Here is a 12,292-nt window from a genome sequence, read left to right on the forward strand (position 1 = left end):
CGTGAATGCGCCCTCTGATAGGGGAAGGGCACGCTCTTCCCCTATTTTTGTTTTAACCTACCCCATTTCTGGTTTGGAGCAGGGTCAATGGAAAACCTGGAGCAACTGGTTCAGGACGGGTTGAACGCGGTAGAAAACGCGAACGACCTTCAGGCACTTGATCAAATTCGCGTGGAATACCTCGGCAAGAAGGGGGTGATCACTCAGCAGGCGAAAACTCTGGGCAAACTCTCTGCGGAGGAGCGTCCTGCCGCCGGCCAGAAGATCAATGAAGCCAAGGGGCAGGTTGAGCAGGCTATCAATGCGCGCCGGGCAGACCTTGAGACAGCCGCCATAGAGGCGAAGCTGGCCGCCGAATCCATTGATGTGACCTTGCCCGGGCGCGGCCAGGACCTGGGGGGCTTGCACCCGGTCACCCGCACCCTGCAGCGTATTGAGGAAATTTTTGCCCGTGCCGGTTACAGCGTGGAGCAGGGGCCGGAAATCGAAGATGACTACCATAACTTCGAAGCGCTGAATATTCCCGGGCACCACCCGGCCCGTGCCATGCACGATACCTTCTATTTCAATCCCGGCACTCTGCTGCGGACCCATACCTCCCCGGTTCAGATCCGCACCATGGAAGCCGGCAAGCCGCCATTCCGGATGATCTGCCCGGGCCGCGTGTACCGCTGCGATTCGGATATGACTCACACCCCCATGTTCCACCAGGTAGAGGGGTTGCTGGTTGAGAAGAACGTCAGCTTTGCGGATCTGAAAAGCACGGTGGAAGAATTCCTGAGGGTGTTCTTCGAACGTGATCTGAAAGTACGTTTTCGTCCGTCGTATTTCCCGTTCACCGAGCCCTCCGCGGAGGTGGATATCGAGTGGGGTCGGGAAGCAGATGGCAGCATCAAGTGGCTTGAAGTGATGGGCTGCGGCATGGTGCACCCGAAAGTGTTCGAGCATTGCGGTATTGATGCCGAAGAATATCGTGGCTTTGCTTTTGGTCTGGGCGTTGAACGCCTGGCCATGCTCCGCTACGGCGTGAAAGATCTGCGCATGTTCTTCGAAAACGACCTGCGTTTCCTGCGTCAGTTCCGTTAAGCCCAAGGGCAGGACGACGTACGGAGAGCTCAGAATCAACCGCATAAACCGCATCAGGACAAGGCAAGAACGATGAAATTCAGTGAACAGTGGCTGCGCGAGTGGGTTAACCCGAACCTTGGATCCCAGGAATTGATGGACCAGATCACCATGGCCGGGCTGGAAGTGGATGGCTTTGAGCCGGTGGCCGGGGAGTTCAGCGGTGTGGTGATTGGCGAGGTGATTTCCGCTGAACCCCACCCGGATGCTGACAAGCTGCGTGTGTGTCAGGTGAGTGACGGTACCAATACCGTTCAGGTGGTTTGTGGCGCTCCCAATGTGCGCGCCGGCCTGAAAGTGCCGTTTGCGGTGGTTGGTGCGGTGTTGCCCGGTAACTTCAAGATCAAGAAGGCCAAGCTGCGTGGCCAGCCTTCCGAAGGCATGCTCTGCTCCGAATCCGAACTGGCGCTGTCTGAAAATCATGATGGCCTCATGGAATTGCCTGCTGATGCGCCGGTTGGTCAGGACGTAGCGGATTACCTGAAGCTAAACGACATCACCATTGATGTAGACCTCACTCCGAACCGCAGTGATTGCTTGTCCATCAAGGGGATGGCCCGGGAAGTGGGTGTTCTGAACAGCCTGCTGGTAGAGGCGCCAGAGATTGCCCCGGTGGAAGCGGCACATTTGGAAGTGCCGGATATACGCGTAGAGGCGCCGGAAGGTTGTCCGCGTTACCTGGGGCGCGTTCTGCGTAACGTAAACCTGCAGGCGGAAACTCCCTTGTGGATGCAGGAAAAGCTGCGCCGTTCCGGTATCCGGTCCATTGATGCCGCAGTGGATGTCACCAATTACGTTATGCTGGAGCTTGGCCAGCCCATGCATGCCTTCGACCGTGACGAGATCAGTGGAGGCATCATTGTGCGCATGGCCAAGGCCGGCGAAAAACTGGTGCTGCTGGATGGTCAGGAAGTTGATCTGACTCCGGAAACCCTCCTGATTGCGGATCACCAGAAGCCGATTGCCATTGCCGGCGTTATGGGTGGGGAACACTCCGGGGTCAGCCAGAAAACCCGGGACCTGGTGTTGGAGTCGGCTTATTTTGACCCCATTACCCTGGCCGGAAAGGCGCGGGAGTATGGTTTGCATACCGATGCCTCCCATCGTTTCGAACGCGGTGTGGACTACCAGCTGGCCCGCGATGCCATGGAGCGGGCTACCCACCTGCTGATGGAGATCGTTGGGGGCGAACCAGGTGAAATTGTTGAGGTGGCCAGTCAGGAGCATCTGCCAAAGGCCCGGGTCATCGATCTTCGGGAAAAGCGCCTGGCTGACGTGCTCGGCCTGGCGATTGAACGAACCACTGTTGAAGAGATTCTGTCTCGTCTTGGGTTGCATATCGACAAGCTGCTCAAGGATGGCTGGCGCATCAGTGTTCCCAGCTTCCGTCCGGACATTTCCATCGAAGAAGACCTGATCGAGGAAGTCGGTCGTATTTTCGGTTACAACAACCTGCCGGTGACCGAGCCAACGGGCTCCCTTGGCTTGCGGGCGACGGAAGAGGCGGTACGGCCGTTGTCGGCCATTCGCAACTTCTTCGTGGCGCAGGGCTACCAGGAAGCAGTAACCTACAGCTTTGTTGATCCGAAGGTACAACAGCTGATTGACCCAGAGCGGGACGGCATTGCGCTGGCCAACCCGATTTCAGCGGATTTGTCAGTGATGCGTACCACCCTGTGGAGTGGCCTGCTGAAGACGGTGGTGCACAACCAGAACCGCCAGCAGCCCCGCATCCGCCTGTTTGAAACCGGTCTCAGGTTTGAGAAAAATGATGGTGAGATCGACCAGCAGCCGATGCTGGCTGGTGTGGTGGTGGGCAATCAGGCACCGGAAAACTGGGTAAACGGTCGCAGAACAGCGGACTTCTTTGATGTAAAAGGAGAGTTGGAAAGCCTGTTCCGTGTGCTGGGTATCGAGATTCAGTTCATTGCCAGCCAGCATCCGGCGCTTCACCCGGGCCAGACCGCTGAATTGTTGCGTGATGGTGAACATGTGGGCTGGTTGGGCACGTTGCACCCACAAGTTCAGAAAAATCTTGAACTTAATGGCACGATCCTGATGTTTGAGCTATTCTTGAATTCGATCGTTACCGGATATGTGCCTAATTTCAAAGATATTTCAAAATTTCCGGAAGTTCGGCGGGATTTGGCTATTATTATCGGGAGCGATGTGGCGTTCGCCCAGGTTGAGCATGTGGCCAGGAGGCATGCCGGTGAACACCTTACTGCGTTGCGTGTGTTTGATGTCTATGAAGGCGAAAGCCTGGGTGAAGGTAACCGAAGCCTGGCGCTCAGCCTGTTCTGGCAGCATCCCGAACGCACGCTCAATGAAGATGAAGTGCATTCGCTCTTCAACGGCGTTATTGATGCCTTGAAAGAAGAGCTGGGGGCAACACTGAGGAGTTGAGAAATGGCGGCTTTGACGAAAGCGGACATGGCAGAGCGCTTGTACGAGGAGTTAGGTCTTAACAAGCGTGAGGCCAAGGAAATGGTAGAAGCTTTCTTCGACGAAATCAGAGGCGCACTCAGCCACAACGAGCAGGTGAAGTTGTCGGGTTTTGGCAACTTCGATCTCAGGGACAAGAAGCAGCGCCCGGGACGGAACCCAAAAACAGGCGAAGAAATTCCCATCAGTGCACGACGCGTAGTTACGTTTCGACCAGGTCAGAAACTGAAGCAAAAAGTAGAAGCGTATGCTGGAACCGAGTCATAACAACGAGCTCCCCGCCATTCCGGGGAAACGCTATTTCACGATTGGTGAAGTGGCCGATTTGTGTGCTGTAAAAGCCCACGTATTACGCTATTGGGAACAGGAGTTTCCCCAGTTGTCGCCGGTCAAGCGCCGGGGCAATCGTCGTTACTACCAGCGGGCGGATGTGATCACCATTCGTCAGATCCGTAGCCTGCTGTATGATCAGGGCTACACCATCGGTGGTGCCAAGCAGAAGCTGAGCAGCTCTGAGGTAAAAGACGACACCTCCCAGTACAAGCAGCTGATCCGGCAAATGATCATCGAGCTGGAAGATGTGCTGGATGTGCTGAATTCCCCGCCCCGGTAAGTTGCTTCGGGGAACACAGAGTAAGCCGTTGATGAAAGGCCGGAGTGGCGTACCCACTCCGGCCTTTATGCTTTCTGGCGTGCGCTTTCTGCCTATTTGGTTTTGCAGGTTTTGATGCCCAGCAGGGAATAGGCGGGGCAGTTGCCAATGGCAGCGGTGGCCAGGGGCACCACACCAATCCAGCCCCAGGCCGTTTGTGGTCCTACAAATACCAGGGCAATCAGAATAACGCCAACAATGGCGCGAATAATCCGGTCAGCTGAACCCATGTTTGCCGTCATCTTTGTCTCTCCTGTTTGATGTCGGGTGTTGCTGACACTATAGGCCTGCGGCGACGAGCGTTCAGTGATAAAGTCACACAGCTAACCAAGATAAGCGTCCGGAGCCAATAATGGCGAAACACAGTATTCTGGAAACCCTGAACGAAAGCCTGCGCAAAGACACGCTGACGTCGATCAGTGTTATGCAATTTCCTCCGGGGCAGGTGCTTTTCAGCGCCGGGGAGCATTGCCGGGGGCTGCCATTGGTGCTTGGTGGCAGCATCAAGGTCCAGATGACCGGCGTTTCCGGGCAGGGCATCGTGTTGTACCGGATGGGTGCCGATGATATCTGCACCTTGTCGATTGGCTGCCTGATGACCGGTCGTGGCTACCGGGCTGAGGCCATCGTTGAGGAAGAGACGGAAGCTGCGATCATCCCGCGAGGGCTTTTTGACCGGCTGATGGACCAGTCCGCCGAGTTTCGGCTGGCGATTATGGAATCTTACGGGAAGCGCCTCGACGATCTCATGTTGCTGGTGGAGGAGGTGGCGTTTCGCCGGATGGATGAGCGTCTGGAGGAATGGTTGCTGGCGCGGGCGAGTCATGGCCAGCGAGTGCTGGCCATTACCCATCAGGAGCTGGGGATTGAGCTGGGTACGGCTAGAGAAGTGGTCAGCCGCCTGCTCAAGGAGCTGGAGCGGCAGGATCAGGTCAGGTTGGCCCGTGGCAAGATTGAGCTGACGGGGCTTGCTGATAAGCTAGCGCCTGCCTGAAACGCTGTGCACCAGTCGGGCCAGCTGACCTGCGGCTGTTTCCAGATTATCGGCGGCCTGGGAGTAGGCCTCCTGCAGTTCCATCGGTGCAGGGGTAATGGAAAAGGCGGCAGATAACCCCAGGCGGTGCAATTCACCCAGTTCCGCCCCCAGTTTCCCTGCCAAGCCAATCACCGGAACACCGTATTTTTTTGCCAGCGATGCAACGCCGGCAGGGGTTTTGCCGTAGGCGCTCTGGGAGTCAATCGCCCCTTCGGCAGTGATCACCAGGTCCGCCTGGGCCAGGTGGCTTTCCAGCTCCACGGTTTCCATCACCAGCTCGATACCTGGGCGCAGTTCCGCCCCCAGAATACCCGCGACCATGCCGCCGATTCCACCCGCTGCGCCACTGCCCGAGAAACTGGCAATATCCATTCCTTGCTGTTCCACCAGGCGGGCAAAGTGCCCCAGATTGCGATCCAGCTCCACCACTTGCCGGGAGTCAGCGCCTTTCTGCGGTCCAAACACCGCTGCCGCGCCATTCGGCCCCAACAGAGGGTTGTTGACGTCGCAGGCCACAACCAGCTTTACCCCGGCCAATCGCTCCAGAGCAGGGGCCAGGTCAAGGCTGGCCAGTTCTGCCAGGCCAGCACCGCCGCGCGGTATGGGGTGGCCACCATCATCCAGAAGGCGCGCCCCGAGGGCTTGCAATATGCCAGCGCCACCATCGGTGGTGGCGCTACCGCCCAGGCCCATGATCAGGGTTTTGGGTTTGTGCTCAAGGGCGGCCAGAATCAGTTCGCCGGTGCCAAAGCTGGACGCTGTCAGGGCATTTCGGCTACTGGCGGGCACGCAGTGCAAGCCGCTGGCCTCTGCAACTTCAACAATGGCAATCTCTCCCTCATTAACCAGGCCGAAGTGAGCTGAGACGGGTTCACCCATCGGCCCGGTGACCTTCACAGTGTGAAGCTGCCCCTGACGGGCTTCCGTCAGCGCCCGGGTGGTGCCTTCACCGCCATCGGCCAGCGGCACCGTCACAAGCTGGTCATTCGGAGCTGCCAGTCGCCAGCCCCGGGCAATCGCCTGGGCCACCTGTTCGGCGGCCAGGCATTCCTTGAATGAATCGGGGGCGATGACCACTCGTAAAGTGCAGGATTTGTTCGTCGACATTGGAGAGTTCCTCACAGGCCACGATCTTTAACGCTTTCCATCACTACAAAAGTGCTGGTCTGCAGTACATGGGGCAGGCTGGAGATCTGTTCGCCAAGCACTTGCCGGTACTCGGCCATGTTTTTGGTTCTGACTTTAAGAAGGTAGTCGAAGTTGGCAGCCATCATATGGCATTGCTCAACCGCCGAGATTTGCCGAACCGCCGTGTTAAATGCCGCCAGCGCCTTGCTGCTGGTGTCACTCAGGGTGACCTGGGCAAAGGCTACGTGCGACAAGCCAAGCTTGGTCTGGTTCACCATGGCGCTGTAGCCGGTGATGTAGCCCTGCTCCTCCAGTCGCCGCATACGGATCTGGCAGGGGGTCTTGGAGAGGCCTACCCGGGAGGCAAGGTCTGTCACGGTTATCCGCCCGTTCTTCTGGAGTTCCCGGATGATCGAAAGGTCAATTCTGTCCAGATCCGCCATGGCTGCTATCCTTTTAGAAAGTCGATCTGATTTTCATGCCCAGGAAATAATTCCTGTTATTGGCCTGAATTAGGGATAATGGATTCGTAATTTGAGCCTAAAAAAGGGAAAAGGTAAACCGATTTCGGTCTGAATAGGTAAATAGTATATAGCGGCTTCGTTAAAATGCGGACAGTATTCCAATAAGCAGGAGGGTATCCCCCATGAGTCCACAGCAATCCATGACGCCAGAGCTTCATAACATTCGCAAGGCCATCCGTGCCAACTACCTGGCGGACGAGTATGAGGTTATTCATCGATTGATTGCTGAGGCCCAGCTCTCCGATGAAGCGCGGGTGGCTATCTCCGCTCGGGCGGCCGACTTGGTGCGCAGCGTCCGCAGCAGCGCCCGCCCAACCATTATGGAAAAGTTCCTGTCCGAGTATGGGCTGACCACCAAAGAAGGTGTGGCTCTGATGTGTCTGGCGGAAGCGCTGTTGCGGGTGCCGGATAACCTGACTATCCATGATCTGATCGAAGACAAGATTACATCCGGTAACTGGGGTGCCCACGTGGGCAAGGCCAAATCCGGCCTGATCAATTCCGCCACCCTGGCGCTGTTGATGACCAGCAACCTGTTGAAGGACTCCGAGCGTCAGAGCGTGGGGGATACCTTGCGCAAACTGGTCAAGCGACTGGGCGAGCCGGTGGTTCGTACCGTGGCCGGGCAGGCCATGAAAGAAATGGGCCGACAGTTCGTGCTGGGCCGGAATATCGAAGAAGCGCAGGAGCGCGGCAAGGCCCAGGAAGCAAGAGGCTACACCTATTCCTATGACATGCTGGGTGAGGCTGCCCGCACCGATGCCGACGCCCAGCGTTACTACCAGGCGTACTCCGATGCGATTGATAGCATTAGCAAGCGTTGCGAAGGCGACGTGCGAACCAACCCGGGCATTTCGGTAAAACTGTCTGCATTGCTGGCCCGTTACGAGTATGGCAACAAAGAGCGGGTGATGAATGAGTTGATGCCCCGGGCCCTGAAGCTGGCCCAGAAAGCCGCAGCGGCCAACATGGGCTTCAATATTGACGCGGAAGAGCAAGACAGGCTCGACTTGTCCCTGGATGTCATCGAAGCGATTCTTTCTGAGCCGTCACTGAAAGGCTGGGACGGTTTTGGCGTGGTGGTACAGGCCTTTGGCAAGCGGGCCTCCCAGACACTGGACTGGCTTTATGCATTGTCTGAGAAACTTGACCGCCGGATCATGGTGCGGCTGGTGAAGGGCGCCTATTGGGATGCCGAGATCAAACGGGCCCAGGTGATGGGACTGACGGATTTCCCGGTGTTCACCCGCAAGGCCTGCAGTGATGTGTCGTACCTGGCCTGTACCAAGCAGCTGCTGGGCATGACCGACCGGATTTACCCCCAGTTTGCTACCCACAATGCTCATTCCGTCTCCGCGGTGCTGGAATTGGCGAAGGGTCTGGGGCGCGACAAGTTCGAGTTCCAGCGTTTGCACGGTATGGGTGAATCCCTACACGACCAGGTGCTGGAAGACAGTGGCGTTCCCTGCCGCATTTATGCTCCGGTTGGTGCCCACAAAGACCTGCTGGCGTACCTGGTGCGCCGCCTGCTGGAGAACGGTGCCAACAGTTCGTTCGTGAATCAGATCGTGGACACCAGCATCACTCCGGAAGAGATTGCCAAAGATCCGATTGATGCAGTGAAGGCGCTGGGGCACAACCTGTCCAGCAAGGCGATTGTGCATCCGTCCAACCTCTTCGGTGATCAGCGTCGTAATTCCAAGGGTTGGGATATCACCGACCCGGTGACCGTTGAGGAAATCGACGAAGGCCGCAATCGTTACAAGAGCCATCAATGGCAGGGTGGTCCGGTGTTAGCCGTTGAGTCATCCAGTGATGAAGTGGTTGAAGTGCGCAATCCGGCCAATCCGGATGACCTGGTGGGGCACATTACCTACGCCTCCGAGGCGGACGTGTCGGCTGCCCTGGATGCTGCCCGGGGCGGATTCAAACAATGGTCAGCGTTGTCGGCAGAGGATCGCGCCGAGATGGTCCGCAAGGTAGGCGACCTGTATGAAGAGAACGTAGACGAGCTCTTCGCCCTGACCACCCGGGAAGCGGGTAAATCCCTGCTGGACGCGGTAGCGGAGATTCGCGAGGCGGTGGATTTCGCGATGTTCTATGCCAACGAAGGCGTCCGTTACAAAGACGCGGGCGAGGCCCTTGGCGTGGTTTGCTGTATTTCCCCCTGGAACTTCCCGCTGGCCATCTTTACCGGCCAGATCCTGGCGAACCTGGCGGCAGGTAATGCCGTGGTGGCCAAGCCGGCGGAGCAGACCTCACTGCTGGCGGTGCGAGCTGTTGAGCTGATGCACCAGGCGGGCATTCCCAAGGCAGCGATCCAGCTGCTGCCGGGCACCGGTGCCACTGTGGGTGCCGGCCTGACCTCCGACGCCAGGGTGAATGGTGTTTGCTTCACCGGTTCCACCATGACGGCCCAGCGCATCAACAAAGCCATGACCGAGCACATGGAGCCGAACGCGCCGCTGGTGGCGGAAACCGGTGGTCTGAATGCCATGATTGTGGATTCCACCGCGTTGCCCGAGCAGGTGGTTCGGGACGTTCTTGCCTCGTCTTTCCAGAGCGCTGGCCAGCGTTGCTCGGCTTTGCGCATGTTGTACGTGCAGAAAGATATTGCCGACAACCTGCTGGAAATGCTCTATGGCGCTATGGAAGAGCTGGGCATTGGCGACCCCTGGCTGCTCTCTACCGACGTTGGCCCGGTGATCGATGAGAATGCCCGCAAGAAGATCAACGACCATTGCCAGAAGTTCGAGCAGCAAGGCAAGCTGCTGAAGAAGATCAAGGTGCCCGAGAAGGGCCTGTTTGTTTCCCCGGCGGTGCTTCAGGTGAGCGGCATTGAGGAACTGGAAGAGGAAATCTTTGGTCCGGTTCTGCACGTGGCCACCTTCGAAGCCAAGGACATCGACAAGGTAGTGGATGCGGTGAACGCCAAGGGCTACGGCCTGACCTTTGGTATCCACAGCCGGGTAGACAACCGCATCGAGCATATTGCCAGCCGTATCAAGGTCGGCAACACCTACGTTAACCGTAACCAGATCGGTGCCATCGTCGGGTCTCAGCCCTTTGGTGGTGAGGGTTTGTCTGGCACGGGGCCGAAGGCCGGTGGCCCGCAGTACGTGCGGCGCTTCCTGAGAGCGGAGGTGGCCTACAAGCGGTCTGAGTCCAGCGACAAGGTACTCGGGGCTGACAAGGTTCAGAAGCTGATCGACAAGCTGGAAAAGGCCGAGGTACCGGCTGCAGAGCGCCGTAAAGAGGCCCTGCGCCCCTGGTTCAAGACCGTGCCGGCGCCGTTGGATCTTGGCTATGAAGAGATGCCCGGACCCACTGGCGAGCAGAACCACCTGTCCTGCCATGCCCGTGGCACCATTTTGTGCCTAGGGCCGGATGCGGAATCTGCGGTAGAGCAGGCTGGCACTGCGTTGTCACAGGGCAACAAGGTGATTGTGATTGCACCTGGTGCCGAAAAAGCCCTGGCGGATGCCATCAAAGCCGGCTTGCCGGTGGTGGCCGCCGACGGCGTGATCGCCCCGGACGCACTGACCCAGCTTGAGGGCTATGCCGCCATTACCAGCGTGGCCGAAAAGCCTCTGCTCAAGCAATATCGCCAGGCCCTCGCCCGGCGCGATGGTGCGTTGCTGCCCATCATCACCGAGCACAAACTGGACCAGCGCTACGTGATCGAACGGCACCTGTGCATAGACACCACCGCTGCCGGCGGCAACGCCAGCCTCATAGCCTCCGCCGAATAGCAAGGGTCTGTCCCAAGGGTCTGTCCCCGTATGGGGACAGACCCACTTTTACCTCTGTCCATCTCTCAACCCTGGTACCTGGTGCGTTTGGGGGCAGTCCCCATGCGGGGACAGACCCCGTAGCCAGACCCCGTAGCCACCGTAGCCAGCTCCCCATTCCCAAGCTACCATACCCACTCCTGAGTTCACGTCACCCATTACCGGAACACCATTGAGCACGCCCGCACCAAAAGAGACCACCGAAGCCGAAGCCACTCAAACCTTCTTCGCAGTCTGCCTGTCGCTGACGCTCTGTTTCATGGTCTACTCCATGCTGATCGTCGTGGTACCGGTCTACGGCCTGCAGCTGGGCGCTTCTCCCTTGGTGCTTGGTGCGGTCCTGAGTGCCCAGTATCTGTTACCTCTGGCCCTGGCTATTCCGCTGGGCGGGGTGGTTAGCCGTTTTGGCGGTCGGGCAACACTGATAACCGGTGCCAGCCTGATGGTGGCGGGGCTTTTGGCCATGCATTTCTGGCCTGGTTTTGGAGGGTTGGTCCTGGGGCAGCTTTTGGTTGGCCTGGCGCACCTGCAGATGGTTCTGGCGGCACAAACGATCATCGCCAATCTCGGAACCGGCCCGCGGCTTGAGAAATACTTTGGTTGGTATTCCACCTGGCTCTCCGGTGGGCAGGTGATCGGCCCACTGCTGGCAGGACTGTTGCTGAACGCCAGCGGAACCGCCTACGTGTTTTTGGTGATGGCGGCGTTTGCGCTGGTAGCCGGCCTGGTTGGTTTGTGGTTGACCGGTCAGGCCACTGAACGCATTCAGGTTACTCGAAAGCAGGCAGGATTCCGGGCCCAGTGGGCTTTAATGCAATCCAATCGCGGCGTACAGCTGTCGGTTCTGGTGACCGTGTTGGGCATGTTTGCCCTGGGTGTTTACGGCAGTTACCTTCCGGTTTATCTGGAGAGCCTTGCAATCAGCCCGGTGATCATCGGGGTACTGGTGAGCCTCAGGGCGGGTGTGTCCATGGTGATTCGTCCGTTCATGGCGTCGATCATCCAACTCGCCGGCGGCCGTGTGAATACGGTGTTTTTGTCACTGGTCACTGTGTCTGCGGGGATCGCGTTTCTGGGTGCAACGGAGCAGGTTGTCGTTATGGGATTGCTCGCAGTGCTGGTCGGTATCGGCTCAGGGCTTACCCAGCCTTTGTCCATGGTTATTCTTGCGGAGTCGGTTGACCGTGCCAAGCGCTCCGGTGCGCTGGGAATGCGACTGATGGCCAACCGCGCCATCCACTTTCTGGCACCGCTGATGTTTGGCCTTCTGCTGGAGTTGGGCGGTTTCGCCCTGGCGTTCGGCGCCTCCGGTGTTGCCATCGCCGCCGCGCTACCCATAGGGCGAAAGCTGTTCAAGCCGTAATCCATTGCAAATTGAACTTCGGTACTCGGGTGGTTAACATTCAGCCTGGAGAAGTGAGGGTCTATTCCGTGACCAGACTACTGATTTTCTTGATTGCGGTTTTCGCATAAATTTGTCGAAAATGAACGACCAGAAACAACAAAACCCGGACCTTTCGGCCCGGGTTTTGTGTAGGGAATTCTGGTCGGGACGGTAGGATTTGAACCTACGACCCCTTGCACCCCATGT

10 protein-coding genes are annotated in these 12,292 nt (G+C 57.9%); 7 read left to right on the forward strand and 3 right to left on the reverse strand.

Translation table 11 applies throughout. From position 1 onward, the window contains the following. Nucleotides 1–87 precede the first annotated feature (87 nt). From pheS to ACTZWX_RS16035, 4 genes are all read left to right on the forward strand, one after another. Nucleotides 88–1,086 carry a phenylalanine--tRNA ligase subunit alpha gene (gene pheS, locus ACTZWX_RS16020; RefSeq protein WP_444714762.1) on the forward strand — a complete coding sequence of 333 codons (999 nt, stop codon included), beginning with the start codon at nucleotides 88–90 and terminating at the stop codon, nucleotides 1,084–1,086. A gap of 72 nt (nucleotides 1,087–1,158) precedes the next feature. Then, on the forward strand, nucleotides 1,159–3,531 hold the full coding sequence (gene pheT, locus ACTZWX_RS16025; RefSeq protein ID WP_444714763.1) for a phenylalanine--tRNA ligase subunit beta: 2,373 nt from the start codon (nucleotides 1,159–1,161) through the stop codon (nucleotides 3,529–3,531). Between the two features lie 3 nt (nucleotides 3,532–3,534). Then, nucleotides 3,535–3,837, forward strand: coding sequence for an integration host factor subunit alpha (gene ihfA, locus ACTZWX_RS16030; protein WP_044386556.1), 303 nt, complete (start codon nucleotides 3,535–3,537; stop codon nucleotides 3,835–3,837). Next, nucleotides 3,818–4,183: a MerR family transcriptional regulator gene (locus ACTZWX_RS16035; protein ID WP_444714764.1), complete on the forward strand. Its 366-nt coding sequence runs from the start codon at nucleotides 3,818–3,820 to the stop codon at nucleotides 4,181–4,183. The genes ihfA and ACTZWX_RS16035 overlap by 20 nt, the downstream gene beginning before the upstream one ends. A gap of 92 nt (nucleotides 4,184–4,275) precedes the next feature. Here the strand turns inward: ACTZWX_RS16035 and ACTZWX_RS16040 are convergent, their stop codons facing one another. Further along, the gene (locus ACTZWX_RS16040) at nucleotides 4,276–4,464 is read right to left on the reverse strand and encodes a YgaP family membrane protein (protein WP_444714765.1); all 189 of its coding nucleotides are present in this window, start codon (nucleotides 4,462–4,464) and stop codon (nucleotides 4,276–4,278) included. Between the two features lie 110 nt (nucleotides 4,465–4,574). Between ACTZWX_RS16040 and ACTZWX_RS16045 the strand changes: the two genes are divergently transcribed. Continuing rightward, nucleotides 4,575–5,216 carry a Crp/Fnr family transcriptional regulator gene (locus tag ACTZWX_RS16045; protein ID WP_444714766.1) on the forward strand — a complete coding sequence of 214 codons (642 nt, stop codon included), beginning with the start codon at nucleotides 4,575–4,577 and terminating at the stop codon, nucleotides 5,214–5,216. Here ACTZWX_RS16045 and ACTZWX_RS16050 read toward each other — a convergent pair. After that, nucleotides 5,202–6,365 (reverse strand): glycerate kinase, encoded by a 1,164-nt coding sequence (locus tag ACTZWX_RS16050; RefSeq protein WP_444714767.1) that lies wholly within the window; start codon nucleotides 6,363–6,365, stop codon nucleotides 5,202–5,204. The genes ACTZWX_RS16045 and ACTZWX_RS16050 overlap by 15 nt on opposite strands. 11 nt (nucleotides 6,366–6,376) lie before the next feature. Continuing rightward, complete coding sequence (locus ACTZWX_RS16055) at nucleotides 6,377–6,829, reverse strand: winged helix-turn-helix transcriptional regulator (protein WP_058093137.1); 453 nt, start codon at nucleotides 6,827–6,829, stop codon at nucleotides 6,377–6,379. A gap of 203 nt (nucleotides 6,830–7,032) precedes the next feature. Here ACTZWX_RS16055 and putA point away from each other — a divergent pair, with 203 nt between their 5' ends. Together putA and ACTZWX_RS16065 are read left to right on the forward strand one after the other, a co-directional pair. Beyond that, a complete protein-coding gene (gene putA, locus ACTZWX_RS16060; protein WP_444714768.1) occupies nucleotides 7,033–10,662 on the forward strand; it encodes a bifunctional proline dehydrogenase/L-glutamate gamma-semialdehyde dehydrogenase PutA in 3,630 nt (1,209 codons plus the stop codon). Nucleotides 10,663–10,873: 211 nt separating this feature from the next. Beyond that, nucleotides 10,874–12,064, forward strand: coding sequence for an MFS transporter (locus ACTZWX_RS16065; protein ID WP_444714769.1), 1,191 nt, complete (start codon nucleotides 10,874–10,876; stop codon nucleotides 12,062–12,064). The last annotated feature ends 228 nt before the right edge of the window (nucleotides 12,065–12,292 follow it).

Source organism: Marinobacter sp. NSM, from assembly GCF_052380025.1.
Lineage (GTDB): Bacteria > Pseudomonadota > Gammaproteobacteria > Pseudomonadales > Oleiphilaceae > Marinobacter.

What these genes read in the sequence shown, in the direction of transcription:
- pheS (WP_444714762.1), top strand. Translation starts at nt 88, where the DNA reads ATGGAAAACCTGGAGCAACTGGTTCAGGACGGGTTGAACGCGGTAGAA.
- pheT (WP_444714763.1), top strand. Translation starts at nt 1,159, where the DNA reads ATGAAATTCAGTGAACAGTGGCTGCGCGAGTGGGTTAACCCGAACCTT.
- ihfA (WP_044386556.1), top strand. Translation starts at nt 3,535, where the DNA reads ATGGCGGCTTTGACGAAAGCGGACATGGCAGAGCGCTTGTACGAGGAG.
- ACTZWX_RS16035 (WP_444714764.1), top strand. Translation starts at nt 3,818, where the DNA reads ATGCTGGAACCGAGTCATAACAACGAGCTCCCCGCCATTCCGGGGAAA.
- ACTZWX_RS16040 (WP_444714765.1), bottom strand. Translation starts at nt 4,464, where the DNA reads ATGACGGCAAACATGGGTTCAGCTGACCGGATTATTCGCGCCATTGTT.
- ACTZWX_RS16045 (WP_444714766.1), top strand. Translation starts at nt 4,575, where the DNA reads ATGGCGAAACACAGTATTCTGGAAACCCTGAACGAAAGCCTGCGCAAA.
- ACTZWX_RS16050 (WP_444714767.1), bottom strand. Translation starts at nt 6,365, where the DNA reads ATGTCGACGAACAAATCCTGCACTTTACGAGTGGTCATCGCCCCCGAT.
- ACTZWX_RS16055 (WP_058093137.1), bottom strand. Translation starts at nt 6,829, where the DNA reads ATGGCGGATCTGGACAGAATTGACCTTTCGATCATCCGGGAACTCCAG.
- putA (WP_444714768.1), top strand. Translation starts at nt 7,033, where the DNA reads ATGAGTCCACAGCAATCCATGACGCCAGAGCTTCATAACATTCGCAAG.